This window comes from Neorhizobium huautlense (assembly GCF_030811685.1).
GTDB classification, from domain to species: Bacteria; Pseudomonadota; Alphaproteobacteria; order Rhizobiales; family Rhizobiaceae; genus Neorhizobium; species Neorhizobium huautlense_A.
The window spans coordinates 297,498-316,355 of record NZ_JAUSRF010000002.1; the positions used below are offsets into that span (position 1 = coordinate 297,498).

An 18,858-nucleotide genomic window follows, 5' to 3' on the forward strand; every position below is an offset into this window, starting at 1 on the left:
GCGGGAAAATACCCTGATTGCCCTTCGACCGCTTTGCCGTTGCCTTTCGCAGGACCCTCGCTTAGCTTCCCAAAGATCAATTGCAGAGGCATTCATGCGCGATCTTTCCAGCTACAAGCCAGCCGCTCCGGCGCCCGTCACGCTCAAGGGCCGTTTCGTCACCCTCGAGCCTTATGATCGGGCAAAACATCTGGCGGACCTGTGGGAAGCGCTGGGTGGCGCGGATGCCATCAACGAGTTGATCCGCTACTTCCCCAACGACCATTACGACACCCCGGAAGCGTTTGGCGCATGGCTGGACAATGTGCGTGACAAATCCAGCTTCGTGACGCTGGTCGCCCGCGAAAACGCCGGTGGCAAAGTGGTCGGCATGGCAAGCTACATGCGGCCTGACCCGAAAAACGGCGTGGTCGAGGTGGGCTCCGTGGCGCATGGCGTGGCGATGAAACGTTCGCCGATGTCGACCGAACTGCATTACCTGATGGCGAAACACGTGTTCGAGGGGCTGGATTACCGCCGTTACGAATGGAAGTGCCATAACGAAAACGAACCGAGCAAGGTGACGGCCAAACGTTACGGCTTTTCGTTCGAGGGCGTTTTTCGGCAGCACCTGATTTCGCGTGGTGAAAACCGCGATACCGCATGGTTTTCGATGATCGACAGTGAATGGCCGGTGATCGGAAAGGCTTTTGAGGCTTGGCTTGCGCCGGAAAATTTTGACGCAGAAGGCCAGCAGAAACGCAAGCTGGAAGATATTCGCGCCGAGATCGCAAAGGTGACCGCATGACGCCCGAAGCGAAATCGCAGGCGATTGCCGCCGCCCTCATTCTCGGCGGCGCCATGGTGGTGATCTATTTCATGCCGTCGCTGGTGCTGTGGATCGGCGGTTTTTCGCCGGTGCTTGCGGTCATCGTCGGCACGCTGCTGATCCTCTGCTTTTTCTGGATCTTTTGGCTGCGGGCAAAGTATCAGCGTCGGCGGGATCGTTAGAGACTTGTGGCGAAGAGATAGCCCCATGCGAGGCTGACAAGGCCGGCAAAGATGACATTGTTGATCGGGGTTTCGGCGGCGTCTCGATAATAAGGCACGACCAACAACAGTGCAAAAACTACCGCAAAACCCACGAGCAGGCCGACCTTTAAGCTGAGTGAAATCAGAATAAAGGCGACGAACGAGACGGGTACACACAATACAATGATGGACTGTTCGGCGCGGCGATAATCTTCCCAGTTCCGATTGGGGAACAAACGGCGGCGCATGCGCACGCGGATTTTTTTCAGCTTCCAGCAGAAGCCGGCTACGAAGGCGTCGTTTCCTTTCCAGCTGCGCGCCCATGCCTTGCCAAGCAGCAGGCACACGAGCTGGAATCCCGCCCATGCCAGCCAGTAAGGTCCAGCCTTCTCAAGATCGGGCAGTCCGCCCATTGCAAGTGAATTGCCGCCGATAAAGCCAGCCACCATAATGACGGCGACGGCCAGTCTCGACAGCCATTGCCGTGCGAGCGAATGTGCCTGTGCCGGTCCTGTCGCCGCGCTCATTGTCTCATGCCCTGGTCTCCCCTCGGCAATATGGCTGCGCTGCCGGAGAAGTCGAGCCTCACACCTGTAGCGAGGCGCCCAGCAACGATAGGCCCATCAGCACGAGGAAGAGGGCGGCGACGATCTCGACGCCGAGCGTGATTTTTTGCGCGCGGTTGGAGCCCGTACCGGCGAAACGAACCGCAAGGTCCTTTGCCGTCACGGCAAGTGTGGCAAGGATGGAGACGGTGATGGCGGTGCCGATCGACATGGCGAGCACCGAAAGCGCGCCGCCGAGATAAAGCCCGTTCAGAAGCGAAAAGGTCATCACCAGAATGGCGCCGGAGCAGGGGCGCATGCCGACGGCCAGGATCGCCGACCATGCTTCGTGCAGGCTGAAATCCTTGGATCCCATGGCTGCGGCATCCGGCATGTGCATCTGTCCGCAATCGGCGCAGACATTGCCGGGTTCCAGATCGTCATGACTATGCACTTCGACCGCTTCGAAACGCAGGCCGGTCGGGCCGGTGGGGGCGGCCATGGCGAGGCCTTGCAGAGGCACAGTGCGGCGCAGCGACCAGATTTTTCGCGTCAGCAGCCAGAGGCCGAATAGCGCGATCATGGCAAAACTTGCGACCTCCATCGCCCATGTGGCGCGGGTCAGCGTGATGCCGGTGCCGCGCAGGGCAAAATAGGCGACGACAACCAAGAGGATGGCCGCAACGCCCTGCAGCAGCGCCGAAAGGAAGGAGATCGCCATGCCACGTTTCAGCGCGGTTTCGTTGGCGATCATGTAGGAGGAAATGACAGCCTTGCCGTGGCCGGGGCCGGCAGCGTGGAAAACACCATAGGCAAACGAGAGGCCGATCAGGCCGGACAGTGCCCAAGGGTCTTCGCGCATCGCCTTCAATGCGCCTGTCAGGGAGCGGTAGAAACTCTGCTGGTAGGTGTTGATCCACTGGAAATAGGGTGCCAGCGGTCCGCCGACGGAAAAGCTGGGCTCGGCCGAGCCGACGCCGAGCGGAGACTGGGCGTGGGCGGCCGTGGCGATCAACAGCGTGCCGAAAACGATGAGCGCGAGGCTGCGCAGGCTCAGCATGTCACCTCCATGCGGGTTGCGAACAGTTTGGTCATGTCGGTGCCTGTCGGGTCGTTGAAGAAGGCGTCGGTCAGCGTGTCCTTGTTCGACGCGATCACCTCGTCCGGATCGGGGCGCACCACGGTATGCTTGCAGGCGGCAAATGCCTTGCCTTCGACCTTCAGGTCATTATCCGTCGGGAAATTGACGGCGGTGTACATGGATGGGTCATAGATGCCGAAGGCGAGCTTGCCCTTGAGCGGCACCGGCCTCGATGGTTTGATGGCAAAAATGACATGGATCTGGCCGTGCTGCCAGGACACATGAATAATGCCCGGCTTGGCGACCGGCACGTCCTTTCCATCGACCGAGATGGTGGTGAAATAATTGAAATCCTCCATCGAGGCGCGCATGACCTCTCCGAGTTCGGCCAGTTCCTCATTGTCGAGCTTCAGGTCGGAATTCTTGTCGAAATCGAGCAGCACACTGGAGGAAAACACCTCGTCGAATCGCCAGACATTGCGCAACTCGGCCAGGTGGCCGTCTTCAGTCGCGACCGCTTCCAGTCTGGCATCCAGAAAGATATGCGGGTGCGCCAGAGCGGGCAGGGGCAGGGCACAGAGTGCGGCAGCCGTCGATATCGCGCGAAGAATTTTCATGTCTGCTTATCTTTGCCCAAAATGATGCGGCCTGATCAAGGCCAGTGGAGTGACCCGCAAATAAGACGGAATTTCGGCTCCCTGATGACAGTCGTGTTATCGCTTCGACATCATGCCCTTTTGGTCATGCCTGAGCCTTGCGGAACCATGCGGTGAGAAAATCCACGAAGCTGCGCACCTTGGCCGGCAGGTAGCGGCGGTGCGGATAAACCGCATAGATGCCGCGGTCCTTGACGATATAGTCGTCGAACAGCGTCACCAGTTCGCCGGACTGGATATGGGGAGCCACGATGAAATCCGGCACGATGGCAGCACCGAGACCGGCCTGTGCGGCGCGCAGCGTTGCCTGCGGGCTGTTGACCTCGATGGGACCTGCAACCGGCACGGACAGCGCACCGCCATTCGGATCCTGAAAACGGATATTGTTGTGCGAGCGCGTATTGGTGTCGACGATAAAGGGTTTGCCCGTCAGGTCGCTCGGGTGATCGAACGGGCCGAAGCGGGCAACGAAATCCGGCGTGGCGACGGCATAGACCCGGAAATCCGAGAGTTTTCGCGCAATCAGTCCTGAATCTTCGAGGCGGGTGATTCGGATGGCGAGATCGAAACTTTCCTCGATCAGGTCGACAAAACGATCCTCGGCGACGATTTCCAGCGCGATTTCCGGGTTGGCGGCGGCAAAATCGATCAGCGACTGGCCGACCGGCGCATCGATGAAGGTGCGCGGCACCGACACGCGGATGCGGCCCTTGAGATCGGCATTGTTCTCGCGCACGAGGTCGGCGAGGTTGTCGATTTCCTTCAAAATGTCGGCAGCAGTGCGGAAATAGGTGTGGCCTGCTTCCGTCAGCGAAAACTGGCGGGTCGTACGATTGAGCAGAAGCGCGCCAAGATCGTCTTCCAGCTCGCGCACATATTTCGACAGAAGCGCCTTGGAGCGGCCGGTGCGGCGGGCGGCGGCGGAAAAACCTTCCGCTTCGACCACGTCGATAAAGGCGCGCATGCGGGTGAGTGTATCCATCGAAGTGTTTGCTCCGGTTCGCAAATTGGCGTTCACGGCCAGCAAGACGTCAGCCGGCCCGGAAACACAAGGGGTTCGTTTTCATATGCCTGTCTAATTTCGCCCCATTATTCATGCAAATTCTCCCTGCCTGCGCTTGTTCAAGAATTTTGGCCAAGGTTCAAAAAACCGCTTGATTATGACAGCGAATATTCTTATCTCCCGCCTTGCCCAAAGTCGCACGTGCCCATGGGTGTCCGCCGACCCTCGAATTGAGATTTATCTCTAAGGTGAGGTCATCGGTAAGGTACCTGGAACTAACCCCTCCAGTCGCTATTCCGGCCAACCGGGAAATGCGAGGACGCCTGAAGCAACGACGGTGCGGGCCTTTTAAGTCTCTGCATGCTTTCCATCAGCATGCAATTCTGTAGAGGCACACCTGAATTGCCGGAAGTGCGGTAGGGACAACCCTCCAATCAATGGCAGACAAAGCGGATCAAAGCTCTTGGCAGGGCGTTGGTCCATCGATCGCGCGTTTGAGCGTGCAAGGTATCGGCATCTCCAAAGGCCGGTGCTGGCGCATACTCATTACGTCCTTTGTCCTCTTGCCGGAGCGTGGTGCTCCAGAGGGTTTGAACGATGACTGCACGTATCCTCGACTTCCTCCGTACCGAGCGTCCAGAAGGCCCTTGCCTTGTTGTCGACCTCGACGTCGTGCGCGGCAATTTCAAGGCTTTCCGCCACGCACTGCCGGACAGCTCGATCTACTATGCCGTCAAGGCAAACCCGGAACCGAAAATCCTCGAACTGCTCGCCTCCATGGGCTCGAGCTTCGATTGCGCTTCGGTTGCCGAAATCCAGATGGCACTGGCCGCCGGCGCCACTGCTGACCGCATCTCCTTCGGCAACACGATCAAGAAGGAACGCGACGTTGCTCGCGCTCACGAGCTTGGCGTTGGCCTGTTCGCGGTCGACAGCCACGAGGAAGTCGAAAAGATCGCCCGTGCCGCTCCCGGCGCAAAGGTGTTCTGCCGCGTTCTGACCGATGGTGAAGGCGCCGAATGGCCGCTCAGCCGCAAGTTCGGCTGCGTGCCGCAGATGGCTGTCGACGTTCTCGTCTACGCGCACCAGCTGGGCCTCGAAAGCTACGGTGTATCGTTCCATGTCGGTTCGCAGATGACCAAGGTCGATGCCTGGGATTCGGCTCTCGCCGATGCCAAGCGCGTCTTCTCGTCGCTGGCCAAGCAGGGCATCGTCCTGCAGATGGTCAACATGGGCGGCGGTTTCCCGACCAAGTACCTGCGCGACATCCCGAAGGCCGAAGAATACGGCCAGGCGATCTCCGCTTCGCTGCGCAAGCACTTTGGCAACAACCTGCCGAAGACGATCATCGAGCCGGGTCGCGGCATGGTCGGCAATGCCGGCGTCATCAAGGCGGAAGTCGTTCTCGTGTCGCGCAAGTCGGACAATGACAACCATCGCTGGGTTTTCCTCGACATCGGCAAGTTCGGCGGTCTCGCCGAAACCATGGACGAGGCGATCCGTTACCCGATCCGCACCACGCGCGATCAGGACGAGATGGAGCCCTGCGTTCTGGCCGGCCCGACCTGCGATTCGGCAGACGTCATGTACGAAAAGAACATGTATCCGCTGCCGCTCACGCTCTCGATCGGCGACGAAGTTCTGATCGAAGGCACCGGCGCCTACACGACGACCTATTCGGCGGTTGCCTTCAACGGCTTTGATCCGCTCAAGGCCTACGTCATCTAAACCTGACGTAAAACAGTTCGCGGTTCCCGATCCTCCAGGCGGGGGCCGCAAATCCACAATGATCTGACGACACCGTTTGAAACGGTTTTGAGTTCGGGAGGCCAAGATGGCCGCTGTTCTTGATTCTGTACGCGCATTTCTTGCGCCGAAATCCAAATCCTTCACGATCACGGCTGAAAATGCCGCCGATATCGTTGCCCGCGAGAACCTGCTCGATCGCGCCATGGGTGCCGAGCGTCGCAAGAAGTCGTCGGAGAAGATCCGCAACAACCGTCTGCCGGCAGAAGGCCTGGCTTTGGTTGCGCGTGATGCGACCGGCCATGTCATCGGCACCGTTCGCCTGTGGAACATCGAAGCCGGCGTTGCCGCCGATGGTGCTCCGGTCGATGCGCTGCTGCTCGGCCCGCTCGCGGTCGATCCGGCCCGCGAAGGCAAGGGCATTGGCGCCGCGCTGATACGTGCTGCCATCACCGAAGCCACCAAGCGTGGCCACGGCGCCATCATCCTCGTTGGTGATGCGCCTTATTACCAGAAATTCGGCTTCTTCGCCGAAAAGACCCGGCATCTCGTCATGCCCGGCCCCTGCGACCGCGCCCGTTTTTTGGGGTTGGAGCTGAAGGCCGGCTGGCTGGATGATGCCGCTGGCATGATCGTGGCGAGTGGACGCAAGCTGGCCTGATACGTGTCATCGCAGAAACCGGCGGTGTTCAGCCTTCCGGTATTTGCATTCATGACATGAGACAGGGAAGGTGTGTGGCGGCACACCTTTTGCAAGATGGGGCTTCACGGCTCCGCGTATCTCCGATCCTGCCCGACCCCGTCTCCCCAAAAGGGAGGCGGGGTGTTTTTGTTTTGGCGCTTGACCCGCCCCGGATGATGGATTGAAAGGAGGGGACCTGTTCTCGGGTTCAATCTTTTCAAAAATCATAAGAGGGGTTTCATGCGTATTCCTGCACTTTTCACCACATCCGTTTTCGCGGCTTCCATGACATTGGCGGCGATTCCGGCCGTTGCCGGCGAGCCGGTCGCGCCAAAAGTCATGGTCATCACTATGTTCGGCGGCGAGGCCAAGCCGTGGCTGACCGAGCGCAAGCTGGACACCAAGATCGCGGTTCCGGGTCTTTCCAGGGAATATCCCGAGGTGGCCTGCGATGCCGCCGGTCTGTGCGTCATGACGACGGCCATGGGGTTCGCCAATGCGGCCAGCTCGGTTTCGGCACTGGTCTATAGCGACAAATTCGATCTCAAGAATACCTATTTCCTGATCGCCGGTATTGCCGGTGTAGACCCGACCGATGGCACGCTTGGCTCCGCCCATTGGGCGCGGTATGCCGTCGACGCCGGTCTGCGTCACGAGATCGATCCGCGTCAGGTGCCGGCCGACTGGCCGAATGGCGTGGTTGCGCTGGGCGCCAAAAAGCCCGGTGAAAAGGCGACTTGGGGCTCGGGCACCGAAGTTTACCAGTTGAACGAGCCTCTGCTGCAGCGAGCGTTTGCGCTCACCAAGGATACCGAGCTTTCGGATAACGACGATTCGAAAGCCTATCGCGCCGCCTACAAGAAGGGTGAGCCGGGCAGTGCCGCTCCCGCTGTCAGTATCTGCGACACGCTCTCCACCGATACCTACTGGCACGGAACCAAAATTGCCGAGGGCATGGCCGACTGGGTGTCGCTGATGACCGAGGGCAAGGGCAATTACTGCACGACGCAGATGGAGGACAATGCCACGCTGACCGCCTTGAAGCGCGGTGGCGATGCCGGTCTGTTGCAGTTCGACCGGATCGTGGTCCTGCGCACCGCCTCCAATTTCGACCGCGAGCCGGAAGGCAAGACGGCAGCCGAATCACTCAGCGCCAAGTCAGGTGGTTTCATGCCCTCGACCGTCAATGCTTACCGGGTCGGGTCCAAGCTGGCCGATGCTGTGATTGCCGACTGGGCCGTCTGGCAGAAGGGCGTTCCCGCCAACTAACCCCATGCATCCGTTCCGACTGTGACCTTTTGGCCGCAGTCGGAACAACGACACTTGTGTGTTTGATCCGGATCAAACGTCACTCTGCCGCATGCGCCTAATCCTTGATCATCAATGATTTGAAGGAGAGGGTTATGACTATCAATCGCGCACGGGTTCTCAGCTGTCTGGCTGGCGCAAGCGTTGCATTTTTCGCAATGGGCGCTGCCGCTGCCGATCTGGCAGCACCGCAGGAAGCGCCGACAGCCTATGAAGCGCTGTCAACCAAAAGCCCGTGGCAGCTTCGCGTTCGCGCCCTTGGCGTCATCACCGAAGACAAGGGTTCGGTAAACGGTCAACCCGGTGTCGGTCTTGAATATAGCGATACGGTCGTACCCGAACTGGACATCACCTATTTCTTCACTGAAAACTTTGCCGCCGAACTGATCCTCGGCACGACCTATGCCAAGATCAACACCACCGGTGCGCTTGGCGATCTGGATGTCGGCAAGACCTGGCTGCTGCCACCGTCCCTGATGCTGCAGTATCACTTCACCGATTTCGGCGCCTTCAAGCCCTATGTCGGTGCCGGTGTGAACTATTCGTTCTTCTACAACCAGTCCGACAAGGGCGACTTCTCCAATGTCGACGTCGAGGATGATTTCGGTGCCGTCCTGCAGGTCGGCTTCGACTACATGTTCGACGAGCATTGGGGTCTGAACTTCGACGTGAAAAAGATTTTCCTCGAAACCGAATGGACCGCCACCCATGACGCTCTCGGCCCGCTTTCCGGCAAGGCCAAGATCGATCCGTGGCTGATCGGCGCAGGTGTCACCTACCGGTTCTGACGCGAGAACTGACCGGTAGGGGGCCGGCCGGCGCAACGGAGGCGGCGCCGGCCACTCCTTTTTTGACGAGGCTGGACGCGGGCGCCGGAAACGGCGCTCGCGTTTTTGCGTTGATGGCCTGTCTTTTGCGATTGATCGCGAAAAACACGCTCGCTTGACATTTATTCGACTTGTAATCATATTTTCGAAAGTACAAATATGGCGTGTCCTCCTGTGGGACACTCGGGCATGACGCCCTGAAGCCCCGTCCTGACATGATGTCGGGGCGGGGTTTTCATTTTTCGGATTCACGGTGTTTCACCTTGGTGTGAAAAACGGCCTCCCGCCATGGTGATGCCCATTGTCCGCCCTAGCTTGTGGGGATGTTGACACGTCGCTCCGCACTCGCATCGCTGCCTTTTCTCATTCCCGCCGCCCATGCGTTTGCGCAGGGACAGCCCGCCGCCACGGGCCTGAAGGCCGTGCTCGACAATGCCGCAGACCTGTCGCCGCTAAAGGTCGTGCTGGTGAACCGCGAGGGCAAGCCGCTGGCCGAGCGTGCCTTTAATGGCCACTCCCTCAACGGCTCCACCAATATCAAGTCGGCGTCGAAATCGATCATTTCGGCCATGGTCGGTATCGCCATTGGCAAGAAACTGCTGGACGGGCCGGACCAGAAGATCGCACCGATCCTCAGGTCGGCTCTGCCTGCAAATCCCGATCCGCGTCTGAACGACATTACCATCGGCAATCTCCTGTCCATGCAGGCGGGGCTTTCGCGGATGTCGGGGCCGAATTACGGGCGCTGGGTTTCGAGCGGCAACTGGGTGCGGTTTGCCTTGTCGGAACCGTTCGACGGCGAACCGGGCGGCGACATGCTCTATTCCACTGCATCCACGCATCTGCTTTCCGCCATCCTGACAAGGGTTGGGCGCAAGTCGACGCTGGAACTGGCGCGCGAATGGTTCGCGCCGGTGGAAGATTTCCGCATCGGTTCGTGGGAGCGCGATCCACAGGGCATCTATCTCGGCGGCAACCAGATGGCGATGACGGCGCGATCATTGCTGGCCTTCGGCGAACTGTATCGTAATGGCGGCAAAACGGGCGAGGGGCGACAGGTCATTCCGGCCGACTGGATCGCCAAATCGTGGCAGGTGCGCACGAATTCCCGCTTTTCAGGCGATGGGTATGGTTATGGCTGGTTCAACCGCAATATCGGCGGCGAAAATCTCTGGTTCGGCTGGGGGTATGGCGGCCAGATGGTGTATGTCGTGCCGTCATTGCAGATGACCGTGGTGATGACCTCGAACGAAAGCGGTCCGTCTGCGCGCAACGGCTATCGCGACGATCTGCATACGCTGCTCGGTAATATCATCGGTGCCGTGCGCTCGGCCTGATCTCAGGCCGTGGCCAACCAGATCATGTGACGCGCGCCGCCGCCCTTGCCGCGTCCATTGGCATGTGCGCGGGCTTCTTCCACCGCAAAACCGCAGGCCTGCAGTCGGCGGGTGAATTTCGGATCGGGTGCAGAAGACCAGATGGAGAGCACGCCGCCCGGCGTCAGCGCCGTTTTTGCGGCGCGCAGGCCACGTGAGGCATAGATCTGGTCGTTTTCATCGCGTGTCAGCGCTTCCGGGCCGTTGTCGACATCGAGCAGGATCGCATCCCATGCTTTGGGTCGCGCATTGATCAGGTCGGCGACATCGTCGTCCTGGATCGTCACGCGCGGGTCGGACAGGCAGTCGCCATAAACGTCCGCCATCGGACCACGTGCCCACCGCACCACGGCCGGCACCAATTCGGCGACAGTGATCTCGGCATCCTTCGGCAGTTCCTTCAATGCGGCGCGAAGCGTGAAACCCATGCCGAGGCCGCCGATCAGCATCTTTGGTTTCGCGCGTCCCTTGATCTTCTCCCAAGAGAGTTTTGCCAAGGCTTCCTCGGAACCGCTGAGACGGCTGTTCATCAATTCGTTGGTGCCGAGCATGATGGAAAATTCCGAGCCGCGCTGTTTCAGCCGCAGCTCGTCGCGGCCACCGGGCACATTTGCCGTGTCGAGCACTATCCAGGGGATCATGGTTTTCTCCGTCTGCGGCACCTGCCGTGCCGGCGTTATGACGGTTCGGGCGCATTATCGCAATGAGGAGAAAAAATCCCTAGTCGGAAAAACGGGTTAGCGGTCATTCTGAAGAATCCTTTAGGAATTGCTCGCATTACGCGAGTGATTGTCATCTTTTGTAAAGGACAAGTTGCCTACACTTTGCTTCGGGAAGATGGGGTGAAGGGATGGCATTCGATCTGCGCACGGTTTACGCGATGACGGCACTCGCCTGTGTGATCATGGGCGCCGTGCAGCTTGCCGCCTTTTCGACCAACCGGTTTGGCCGCTGGCTGGCGTGGTGGAGTGCCAACAATATCCTGCTCGGGCTGGCCTCCTGCCTCATCGTGCTACGCGAAATCGCGCCGGATTTCCTGTCGATTTCGGTCGGCAATACGCTGACGATTGTCGGCAGCGCATTCCTGGTCGTGGCAATCCGTGAATTCGCCGGCCGCAGGATCAGCCCCTTGAGCGTGGTTCTGATGGCGGGACTGCCGAGCCTTCCCTATTTCCTGATCTTTACCGAACCGTCGCAATCCATGCCGCGCATCGTGTTCCTTTCGGCCGTCTGTGCGCTGTTCGACATGGCTGTGGCCTGGGAAGCGCGGCGCATGGCGCGCGAGGAAAAGCTCTATTCGGCAGAACTGGCTTCCGGTCTTTTCGCGCTGACGGCCACGCTTTATGCCGCGCGTGCCGTGATGGGCTGGTGGGGCAGTCTCGGTGGCGGGCCACTGTTCCACAATGGTGACCAGATGCATGCGGCTCTCGGTCTCGTCGCTATGCTGCTGCTGACCTTGCGCTGCATGGTGATCATGATGATGGCGACGGAGCGCACGCAGGTGCAGCTGGAAAATGCCGCCTATCATGACCCACTTACGGGTGTGCTCAACCGTGCCGGCATGAGCTGCGCTTTCGCCGCCCTGTCGCGCCGACCGCTGGCCGTGCTTTTGATCGATGTCGACAATTTCAAGCAACTCAACGACAGTTGCGGCCATGCCATGGGTGACGATGTTTTGAAGGCCTTTGCTTCGGCTGCGCATGATACGCTTCAGCCGGGCGACCTTGTGGCGCGCCATGGCGGCGATGAATTCGTGGTCGTGCTTCCGGATCGGACACTGAACGAGGCGGCCATGCTGGCGCAAGACATCCGTAGTGCATTTGCCGTGGCGATGGCCGGCATGGCGCAGGCCTGCTGCGTTCGTCCGACGCTGAGCATTGGTGTGGCGACCGGACAGGCCGACGCGCCGGAAACGCTGCATGCAATCCTGCACAAGGCGGATCAGGCACTATACCGCCGCAAGCGCGAGGGCCGCGACGGAGTCGATGTGTTTTCGGAGGAATTGCAGGCGGCTTGAGGTTCAGGCCGCCTGACAAGGATCAGGCGGAAATGTCGATCACGCCGCAATCGCCGGCATCGGATGCAAAAGCGAGGCGCTTGCCATCCGCGCTCCAGCTGAAGCCGGTAATGCCGCCCTTGCCGGGACGGCGCAGCAGCGCTTCCTTGCCATCGGACAGGCGCACGCCGAGAATCATGCCGTCGATATAACCGATGGCCAGAACTTCTTCGGCCGGGTGGAAAGCCACTTGCGTGACCATGATATTGGCGCGGGTGCCGAGTTCCTGCGGTGCCTTGCCCATCGGGCCATCCTTGCCGGCAAACGGCCAGACGATGGCGGCCGGTGCGCCGGAGGAGGCCAGCCACTTGCCCTTGGGTGACCAGGACAGCGATTTCACCTTGGCGGGATAACCGGTCATGCGCATATGGCGGGCATCACCCGCCTTGCCGTCCAGCTTCCAGCCATGCAGGGCGTTTTCCACCATCATGGTGACGAGGAAACGGCCATCCGGCGAGAAGGTGACGCCGGTATGGGCGCCTTTCCATTCCAGATCCTGCGCCGGTGCATTGGTGCCGACCCAGTGCATGGACACACCGTTATAACGGGCAGCAGCAATACGCATGCCTTTTGGCGCGAAGGCGATGGCCTCGACGCTGCGTTCCTCGGTGAACTCCTTGGTGGTGCCGTCTGCCAGTTTGACGAAACTCGACTTGCCGTAAGCGTATGCGACCGCGTTTTGCGGGCCACCGGCCACGACATTGATCCACTTGCGCGGCGCTTCGGCCACCAGCGTGGCAGAACCATCCGGCGTAATGCGCAGCACCTTGCCGTCTTCGCCGCCTGTCAGCAGCGAATTGCTGAATGGATCGCGCACGAAGGTGATCAGGCCCTGATGGGCTTCCTCGACCTTTTCGCCGCCATCGAGACGGTGGATCGTGCCCGCGGCGGTGGCAAAGAACGGAATGTCGCCGAGGAAATGAACCCCGACGACATGGCCTTCAAGATCAAGCGGTGCAACAGTCGGCATCAGTGGATATGTCTTTCACGCATGGATTTCGTCAGTGACCGCTCGGTCGGGATCAGGCCGGTGTCTTTTCCGTCGCCTGGCAGGCGAGGAAACTCTGCTCGATCTTGGCGAAATCGAGATTGCGGCCGATGAAGACGAGGCGGCTTTCGCGCTTTTCGCCTTCCTTCCACGGACGCTGGTGATCGCCTTCCACGATCATGTGCACGCCCTGAACGACATAACGTTCTTCATCACCCTTGAAGGCGATGATGCCCTTGAGGCGCAGAATGTTGGGGCCTTCCGTCTGGGTGATCTTCTGGATCCACGGGAAAAAGCGCTCCGGGTTCATCTCGCCGCCGCGCAGCGAGATGGACTTGACCGTCAGGTCATGGATGGCCGCAACGGCGCCCGGCGAATGATGGTGGTGGCCGTGACCGTGATCATGGTGATGATCGTGGCCGCAGTCCGGACCACAGGTGTGGTCGTGATCGTGGTGATGATGGTGCCCATGATCATGGTCGTGATCGCAATCCGGGCCGCAGACGTGGTCGTCATGGCCGTGCTCGAGGAAATGCGGATCGTTTTCCAGCGCGCGCTCGAGGTTGAAGGCACCCTGGTTGAGGACGGCGGACAGATCGACGCGCGAACGGTTGGTCTTGTGGATGCGTGCCGTCGGGTTGATGGCGCGCACGATCTCTTCGATCACCGACAGTTCTTCCGCCGTCACGAGGTCGGTCTTGTTGACGACGATGACATCGGCAAAGGCGATCTGGTCTTCGGCTTCGCGGCTATCTTTCAGGCGCAGCGGCAGGTGCTTGGCATCGACCAGTGCAACGACGGCGTCGAGTTCGGTCTTGGCGCGCACATCGTCGTCCATGAAGAAGGTCTGGGCGACCGGAACCGGATCGGCAAGGCCGGTGGTTTCGACGATGATGCCATCGAAGCGGCCGGGGCGGCGCATCAGGCCTTCGACGACGCGGATCAGGTCGCCGCGCACGGTGCAGCAGACGCAGCCATTGTTCATTTCGTAGATTTCTTCGTCCGACTCGACGATCAGGTCGTTGTCGATGCCGATTTCGCCGAACTCGTTGACGATGACGGCGTATTTCTTGCCGTGGCTTTCGGAAAGAATGCGGTTGAGGAGCGTCGTCTTGCCGGCGCCGAGATAGCCGGTCAGCACGGTAACAGGAACGGGCTTTGCGGTGGCTGCTTCGGTCATGGAAACCTCGAGAGATTTTGTGGCGCTAGGGCGCGAAATTTTTAGGACCCGGACATCCGGTCCGCCCCATATAAGAGCAAGCCGGGACGAGTTCAAAGGGTTTAATGTTATAAGATGACGGCGGGGTGATCAGGCTGCGACGGCGGGCTTGATGTCGGTGCGGGAAAAGTCGTCACCGATGAAGAGGAGAGGGTAGTCGAATTCCTGCGCCATGGCATAGGCAAAACAATCGCCAGAATTGAGGGCGGCGGGATGGATGCCCTTGCCCCATTTGGCGTAGGCTGAGGCAGCCAGTTGGGCGCGCGCCGCGTTTACCGGTACAACGACCATGCCGGGACTGGCCAGAATTTCCTGCATTTGTGGATAAAAGCCGCGGCGCAAAGCGACGATCAATGCCTCAAGGACTGTTCCGGCAGAGATATAGATAAGGTTTTCGTTTTCGAATACGGTTCGGCATGAGGATGCGGTGGCTTCGTCTGTCAGCATTGCCACCAAAGCGGAGCTATCGATGACGATCACTTGGGCAAACCGTGGTCGTCATAGAGGAAATCCTGGCTGCGGGCGGCATCCGGACCGGCCGGGAGTTTTTTAGCGCTGATTTCTTTCTGCAGACGATCAACCAGTCTGGCTTTTTGTTCGGCCATGGAGAGCACAACGGTTTCCGGTGCGGCGTCGGGAGCTTTCGTCTTGCGATGGGAAGCAGACGCGCGATTTCCAAGTGTTTCTTCCAGCGCAGTGATCACGGCATCGGTCACCGATGTGCCGTCGAGCCGTGCCAGTTCCTGAGCCAGCATATCTGCTTTTTCATTCCGAATATTCAGCGTCATCGGTTTGGCCTCAAGCGAAGGTCGCATTGTCGCATATCGCCAGTTTTGCCGCTACCTCAAAACCGAGGGGTCAAACCGCGCCACATCCTGCAGAAGCTCGATGATCCCAGCCACCGCATGCGCCACCAATTGCTCGCCACGCTCGGCAGTGGCGGCGTTCGCATCGCCGGCCACGCCCTGTTCGTTCAGGTCGCTCATCTTCCAGCCGAACGCATGCGGGCCATAGGCGCGCAGGTGTTTGAAGCTTTCCGCAAACTCCGCCTGCCTCGAGCCAAATCTTTGCGCCTTGGCCATGTCCACCCGGTCGGGCCACAGCGCCAGCATCACCGAGGTCTCAATGTCGCCGCCATGGATATCGAGTGCCTTGTCTTGCGGCTTGATCCAGCCCTCCGGTTGGCCGAAACGAGTCCAGCTTGTTGCCACCGCCAGCATGTTGAAACGCACCCGTGCTTCCGTCGCCACGATGGTCAGAAGCGGGGAATTGCCGCCATGGGCGTTCAGCATCACGAACTTGCGGATGCCTTGGCCGTGCAGGTCTTCGGCCATGCCCAGCCAGCGCTCGATGGCCTCGGCGAACTCAAGCGTTTTTGTGCCTGTCACATCCATATGCTCTATCGAATAACCAATTGATTCGACGGGCAGGAATGTCACCGGCAGGTCGGCGGGCAGCTGCGGGATGATGCGTTCGATCAGGCCTTCGGCAATCAGCGCATCCGTTTCGAAGGGCAGGTGGGGACCGTGTTGTTCATGCGCGCCGAGCGGCAGGACAGCGATCCAGTCGCGGCGGGCATCGGGTGACAAGGCCGGATCGTTCATGGCAAAACGGCGTGCCGGATGCTGGGCGGACGTGATCTCGGCATTGGACATCTGGCGATGGTTCCCGGCTTTCGCTATGGATGGGCTTCTATACCGGGAAGGCGTTGGTGAGGCAAAGCCGCCTTGGCAGAAATGGGTGAGGGCATGAGCAAGAAAAAAGCCGAGAAGAAAAACAAGGCCGGCAAAAAGAAGGGCGCTTACGAGGCTGTCGATATCGCTCCGGCGATCATCCAGGCGGCCCGTTCCATGCGCACCGCACTCAGCCACATGCTTTCGGAAAGCGGGCTTTATGCCGGCCAGGACGGCGTGATCATGCTGCTGGCCGAAGAGGATGGCATGACGCCCGGGCATCTGGCCGACGGGCTGGGCGTGAAGGCGCCGACCATGACGCGCACGATCGGCCGCATGGAGGCGCAGGGTTTTCTGGAGCGGCGTGCCGATGACAGCGATGGCCGTCTCGCCAAGGTTTACCTGACCGATCTGGGGCGCGAGAGTGTCGAGCAGATCGAACGATCCGCCGCCGGTTGCGGCGCGCTGGCGGCCAAGGGCCTGTCCGACAAGGAGATCAAGACGCTGATCAAGCTGTTGCGGACGGTGGATGAAAACCTGCAGCCCGCCGACGACTGAAGGTCGCACATAAACCGTATTTCAAAGCTTGCGAAACGGAATTAAATTGTTTTAATAATTTAATTCCCGATTGCGCCTCCGTTTGGTGCAGCTCACTGCCGGAGGACCCGTGGCCCAAAAGATCAAGCTGTCGACGATCGCCGAAAGCCTGGGGCTTTCGACTGCAACCATTTCGCTTGCCCTTCGCGACAGCCCGCTGGTGGCCTCCGATACCCGCGAAAAGATCAAGGAACAGGCACGCGCGCTGGGTTATATCTATAACCGCCGTGCCGCCAGCCTGCGCACATCGCGCTCGGGCATTATCGGCGTCGTGGTGCATGACATCATGAACCCGTTCTACGGCGAAATCCTGAAAGCCATCGAGACCGAGCTGGACCGCAACCGCCAGACCTTCATTCTCTCCAACCATTACGACTCGGTCGAAAAGCAGCGCAATTTCATCGAAACGCTGCTGCAGCTCGGTGGCGATGGCGTCATCATGTCGCCTGCCATCGGCACGCCGATCGAGGATGTGCGGCTGGCGGAAACCAATGGCATGCCGCTGATCCTCGTTGCCCGTTCGATGGAAGGCACGGCTCTGCCGACCTATCGCGGTGATGACAGTTACGGCATTTCGCTCGCCACCAACCATCTGATCGGGCTTGGCCACAAGACCATTGCGATGATCGGCGGTACCGACCAGACATCGACCGGCCGCGACCGTTATCAGGGTTATGTCAACGCGCTGCGCAAGGCCGGTATCGAGGTCGATCCCGAGTTGCGTATTCCCGGCCCCCGTTCCATGCAGGGCGGTTTCGAGGCTGCAGTGAATTTCCTCTCGCTGCCGCAGAAGCCGACGGCGGCCGTCTGCTGGAATGATCTTGTCGCCATCGGCCTGATGAACGGTATTGCCCGCACTGGCCTCGTGGTGGGCCAGGATATTTCCGTCACCGGTTACGACGACCTCGAACAGGCCTCGATCGCGGTGCCGGCGCTGACCACCGTTTCCAACCAGCAGGCCGAGGTCGGCCGTCTGGCGGCGCGTGCGCTGCTCGATCGTCTGGCCGGAAGCCATGAGCCTGACGGCATCCACCTGATCAAGCCGGAAATGCGCATCCGCCAGTCGACGGGGCCGCATCGCCCGCGCGCATAAGCCCCACAATTTTCCAGAGAAGCACAGGAAACAGAGCATGACCGACAAGCCCGTCACCGTCCTCATTCCCGGACGCATTCATCCGCGTGTGCTGCAGCGGCTGGAACAGGATTTTGATGTGGTGACGGTGCCCGGTCAGGGCGGCGAACTGGAGCTGGATGAAGCCACACGTGCAAAGGTGCGTGCTGTTGCGCTGTTCGGCACGCTGCAAAAGCCATGGATGGATCTTCTGCCGAACCTCGAAATCGTCTCGAATTTCGGTGTCGGTTATGATGGCGTCGATGCGGCTTATGCAGCAACAAAAGGCATTGTCGTCACCCATACGCCGGATGTGCTGAACGACGAAGTGGCCGATACGACGATCGGTCTTCTGCTCAACACGGTGCGCCGCCTGCCGGTGGCGGAAGACTGGCTTCGCAGTGGCCGCTGGAAATCGGATGGCCCGTTTGCGCTGTCTCCGCTGTCGCTGAAGGGGCGCCATGTTGGTCTGCTGGGGCTTGGTCGTATCGGGCTGGAGATCGCGCAGAGGCTCGAAGCCTTCAAGCTGAAGATCAGCTATCACACCCGCACGCCCCGCACCGACGTGTCCTACACGCATTTCGACTCATTGAAGGAGATGGCGGAAGCGGTCGATACGCTGATCTGCATCGTGCCGGGCACTGCCGCTACCCACAAGATCATCAATGCCGAAATCCTGACGGCGCTTGGACCCAACGGCGTTTTCATCAATGTCGGCCGTGGTTCGAGTGTGGATGAAGCGGCGCTGGAAGCGGCCTTGCGCAATGGCACGATCGCCGCCGCCGGTCTCGACGTGTTTTACGAGGAACCCACCACGGCCGCCAATTTCCTCGATCTCGACAATGCCTCGCTGCTGCCGCATGTCGCCTCTGCCTCGGTGCCGACCCGCAATGCCATGGCCGATCTCGTGGTCGACAACCTGATCCGCTGGTTTGCTGAAAAGCAGGTGTTTACGCCGGTGCCGGAAACGCCGGCCTGA

Annotated in this window: 21 protein-coding genes; 11 read left to right on the plus strand and 10 right to left on the minus strand. The window is 60.0% G+C overall.

The window, feature by feature from the left end:
- Positions 1-94: 94 nt before the first annotated feature.
- Together J2T09_RS04010 and J2T09_RS04015 are read left to right on the plus strand one after the other, a co-directional pair.
- Positions 95-787: a GNAT family N-acetyltransferase gene (locus tag J2T09_RS04010; RefSeq protein WP_306831343.1), complete on the plus strand. Its 693-nt coding sequence runs from the start codon at positions 95-97 to the stop codon at positions 785-787.
- Positions 784-990: a hypothetical protein gene (locus J2T09_RS04015; RefSeq protein ID WP_306831346.1), complete on the plus strand. Its 207-nt coding sequence runs from the start codon at positions 784-786 to the stop codon at positions 988-990. The genes J2T09_RS04010 and J2T09_RS04015 overlap by 4 nt, the downstream gene beginning before the upstream one ends.
- On the opposite strand, the gene J2T09_RS04020 is transcribed toward J2T09_RS04015, so the two are convergent.
- The 4 genes from J2T09_RS04020 to J2T09_RS04035 form a co-directional block, all read right to left on the minus strand.
- Positions 987-1,538, minus strand: coding sequence for a hypothetical protein (locus J2T09_RS04020; protein WP_306831348.1), 552 nt, complete (start codon positions 1,536-1,538; stop codon positions 987-989). The two genes, J2T09_RS04015 and J2T09_RS04020, sit on opposite strands and share 4 nt — an antisense overlap.
- 58 nt (positions 1,539-1,596) lie before the next feature.
- Positions 1,597-2,616 carry a nickel/cobalt transporter gene (locus J2T09_RS04025; RefSeq protein ID WP_306831350.1) on the minus strand — a complete coding sequence of 340 codons (1,020 nt, stop codon included), beginning with the start codon at positions 2,614-2,616 and terminating at the stop codon, positions 1,597-1,599.
- Entirely contained in the window at positions 2,610-3,254 is a 645-nt protein-coding gene (locus J2T09_RS04030) for a DUF1007 family protein (protein ID WP_373458365.1), read from the minus strand. Before J2T09_RS04030 ends, J2T09_RS04025 begins: the two co-directional genes overlap by 7 nt.
- A gap of 124 nt (positions 3,255-3,378) precedes the next feature.
- Positions 3,379-4,275: a LysR family transcriptional regulator gene (locus tag J2T09_RS04035; protein ID WP_306831353.1), complete on the minus strand. Its 897-nt coding sequence runs from the start codon at positions 4,273-4,275 to the stop codon at positions 3,379-3,381.
- Between the two features lie 618 nt (positions 4,276-4,893).
- Between J2T09_RS04035 and odc2 the strand changes: the two genes are divergently transcribed.
- The 5 genes from odc2 (at position 4,894) to J2T09_RS04060 (ending at position 10,196) form a co-directional block, all read left to right on the plus strand.
- Positions 4,894-6,024, plus strand: coding sequence for an ornithine/lysine decarboxylase (gene odc2 / locus J2T09_RS04040; RefSeq protein WP_306831355.1), 1,131 nt, complete (start codon positions 4,894-4,896; stop codon positions 6,022-6,024).
- A 106-nt stretch (positions 6,025-6,130) separates the two neighbouring features.
- Positions 6,131-6,703 carry a GNAT family N-acetyltransferase gene (locus tag J2T09_RS04045; protein WP_306831358.1) on the plus strand — a complete coding sequence of 191 codons (573 nt, stop codon included), beginning with the start codon at positions 6,131-6,133 and terminating at the stop codon, positions 6,701-6,703.
- Positions 6,704-7,009: 306 nt separating this feature from the next.
- Positions 7,010-7,993 (plus strand): purine-nucleoside phosphorylase, encoded by a 984-nt coding sequence (locus tag J2T09_RS04050; protein WP_373458374.1) that lies wholly within the window; start codon positions 7,010-7,012, stop codon positions 7,991-7,993.
- 134 nt (positions 7,994-8,127) lie between these two features.
- Complete coding sequence (locus J2T09_RS04055; protein WP_306831361.1) at positions 8,128-8,820, plus strand: OmpW/AlkL family protein; 693 nt, start codon at positions 8,128-8,130, stop codon at positions 8,818-8,820.
- Positions 8,821-9,182: 362 nt separating this feature from the next.
- Complete coding sequence (locus J2T09_RS04060; protein ID WP_373458366.1) at positions 9,183-10,196, plus strand: serine hydrolase domain-containing protein; 1,014 nt, start codon at positions 9,183-9,185, stop codon at positions 10,194-10,196.
- 2 nt (positions 10,197-10,198) lie between these two features.
- On the opposite strand, the gene J2T09_RS04065 is transcribed toward J2T09_RS04060, so the two are convergent.
- Positions 10,199-10,876 (minus strand): spermidine synthase, encoded by a 678-nt coding sequence (locus J2T09_RS04065; RefSeq protein WP_306831363.1) that lies wholly within the window; start codon positions 10,874-10,876, stop codon positions 10,199-10,201.
- A 209-nt stretch (positions 10,877-11,085) separates the two neighbouring features.
- Here J2T09_RS04065 and J2T09_RS04070 point away from each other — a divergent pair, with 209 nt between their 5' ends.
- Positions 11,086-12,252, plus strand: a complete 1,167-nt coding sequence (locus J2T09_RS04070) for a GGDEF domain-containing protein (protein ID WP_306831365.1) — start codon at positions 11,086-11,088, stop codon at positions 12,250-12,252.
- Positions 12,253-12,274: 22 nt separating this feature from the next.
- On the opposite strand, the gene J2T09_RS04075 is transcribed toward J2T09_RS04070, so the two are convergent.
- From J2T09_RS04075 to J2T09_RS04095, 5 genes are all read right to left on the minus strand, one after another.
- Complete coding sequence (locus J2T09_RS04075) at positions 12,275-13,261, minus strand: WD40 repeat domain-containing protein (protein WP_306831367.1); 987 nt, start codon at positions 13,259-13,261, stop codon at positions 12,275-12,277.
- A 52-nt stretch (positions 13,262-13,313) separates the two neighbouring features.
- Positions 13,314-14,459 (minus strand): CobW family GTP-binding protein, encoded by a 1,146-nt coding sequence (locus J2T09_RS04080; RefSeq protein ID WP_306831369.1) that lies wholly within the window; start codon positions 14,457-14,459, stop codon positions 13,314-13,316.
- Positions 14,460-14,588: 129 nt separating this feature from the next.
- Entirely contained in the window at positions 14,589-14,978 is a 390-nt protein-coding gene (locus J2T09_RS04085) for a type II toxin-antitoxin system VapC family toxin (RefSeq protein WP_306831371.1), read from the minus strand.
- A complete protein-coding gene (locus J2T09_RS04090) occupies positions 14,975-15,286 on the minus strand; it encodes a type II toxin-antitoxin system VapB family antitoxin (RefSeq protein WP_306831374.1) in 312 nt (103 codons plus the stop codon). The genes J2T09_RS04085 and J2T09_RS04090 overlap by 4 nt, the downstream gene beginning before the upstream one ends.
- A 51-nt stretch (positions 15,287-15,337) precedes the next feature.
- Complete coding sequence (locus J2T09_RS04095; protein WP_306831679.1) at positions 15,338-16,102, minus strand: creatininase family protein; 765 nt, start codon at positions 16,100-16,102, stop codon at positions 15,338-15,340.
- A gap of 144 nt (positions 16,103-16,246) precedes the next feature.
- Between J2T09_RS04095 and J2T09_RS04100 the strand changes: the two genes are divergently transcribed.
- From J2T09_RS04100 to J2T09_RS04110, 3 genes are all read left to right on the plus strand, one after another.
- The gene (locus J2T09_RS04100; RefSeq protein WP_306831376.1) at positions 16,247-16,729 is read left to right on the plus strand and encodes a MarR family winged helix-turn-helix transcriptional regulator; all 483 of its coding nucleotides are present in this window, start codon (positions 16,247-16,249) and stop codon (positions 16,727-16,729) included.
- Between the two features lie 109 nt (positions 16,730-16,838).
- Positions 16,839-17,861: a LacI family DNA-binding transcriptional regulator gene (locus J2T09_RS04105; RefSeq protein WP_306831379.1), complete on the plus strand. Its 1,023-nt coding sequence runs from the start codon at positions 16,839-16,841 to the stop codon at positions 17,859-17,861.
- A gap of 37 nt (positions 17,862-17,898) precedes the next feature.
- Positions 17,899-18,858 (plus strand): 2-hydroxyacid dehydrogenase, encoded by a 960-nt coding sequence (locus J2T09_RS04110; RefSeq protein ID WP_306831381.1) that lies wholly within the window; start codon positions 17,899-17,901, stop codon positions 18,856-18,858.

Bases quoted from the DNA above. Each gene is read 5' to 3' on its own strand.
- J2T09_RS04095 (WP_306831679.1), bottom strand. From the start codon at position 16,102: ATGAACGATCCGGCCTTGTCACCCGATGCCCGCCGCGACTGGATCGCT.
- J2T09_RS04045 (WP_306831358.1), top strand. From the start codon at position 6,131: ATGGCCGCTGTTCTTGATTCTGTACGCGCATTTCTTGCGCCGAAATCC.
- J2T09_RS04055 (WP_306831361.1), top strand. From the start codon at position 8,128: ATGACTATCAATCGCGCACGGGTTCTCAGCTGTCTGGCTGGCGCAAGC.
- J2T09_RS04010 (WP_306831343.1), top strand. From the start codon at position 95: ATGCGCGATCTTTCCAGCTACAAGCCAGCCGCTCCGGCGCCCGTCACG.
- J2T09_RS04020 (WP_306831348.1), bottom strand. From the start codon at position 1,538: ATGAGCGCGGCGACAGGACCGGCACAGGCACATTCGCTCGCACGGCAA.
- J2T09_RS04050 (WP_373458374.1), top strand. From the start codon at position 7,010: ATGACATTGGCGGCGATTCCGGCCGTTGCCGGCGAGCCGGTCGCGCCA.
- J2T09_RS04070 (WP_306831365.1), top strand. From the start codon at position 11,086: ATGGCATTCGATCTGCGCACGGTTTACGCGATGACGGCACTCGCCTGT.
- J2T09_RS04100 (WP_306831376.1), top strand. From the start codon at position 16,247: ATGAGCAAGAAAAAAGCCGAGAAGAAAAACAAGGCCGGCAAAAAGAAG.
- J2T09_RS04075 (WP_306831367.1), bottom strand. From the start codon at position 13,261: ATGCCGACTGTTGCACCGCTTGATCTTGAAGGCCATGTCGTCGGGGTT.
- J2T09_RS04025 (WP_306831350.1), bottom strand. From the start codon at position 2,616: ATGCTGAGCCTGCGCAGCCTCGCGCTCATCGTTTTCGGCACGCTGTTG.
- J2T09_RS04065 (WP_306831363.1), bottom strand. From the start codon at position 10,876: ATGATCCCCTGGATAGTGCTCGACACGGCAAATGTGCCCGGTGGCCGC.
- J2T09_RS04110 (WP_306831381.1), top strand. From the start codon at position 17,899: ATGACCGACAAGCCCGTCACCGTCCTCATTCCCGGACGCATTCATCCG.
- J2T09_RS04015 (WP_306831346.1), top strand. From the start codon at position 784: ATGACGCCCGAAGCGAAATCGCAGGCGATTGCCGCCGCCCTCATTCTC.
- J2T09_RS04060 (WP_373458366.1), top strand. From the start codon at position 9,183: ATGTTGACACGTCGCTCCGCACTCGCATCGCTGCCTTTTCTCATTCCC.
- J2T09_RS04080 (WP_306831369.1), bottom strand. From the start codon at position 14,459: ATGACCGAAGCAGCCACCGCAAAGCCCGTTCCTGTTACCGTGCTGACC.
- odc2 (WP_306831355.1), top strand. From the start codon at position 4,894: ATGACTGCACGTATCCTCGACTTCCTCCGTACCGAGCGTCCAGAAGGC.
- J2T09_RS04035 (WP_306831353.1), bottom strand. From the start codon at position 4,275: ATGGATACACTCACCCGCATGCGCGCCTTTATCGACGTGGTCGAAGCG.
- J2T09_RS04030 (WP_373458365.1), bottom strand. From the start codon at position 3,254: ATGAAAATTCTTCGCGCGATATCGACGGCTGCCGCACTCTGTGCCCTG.
- J2T09_RS04090 (WP_306831374.1), bottom strand. From the start codon at position 15,286: ATGACGCTGAATATTCGGAATGAAAAAGCAGATATGCTGGCTCAGGAA.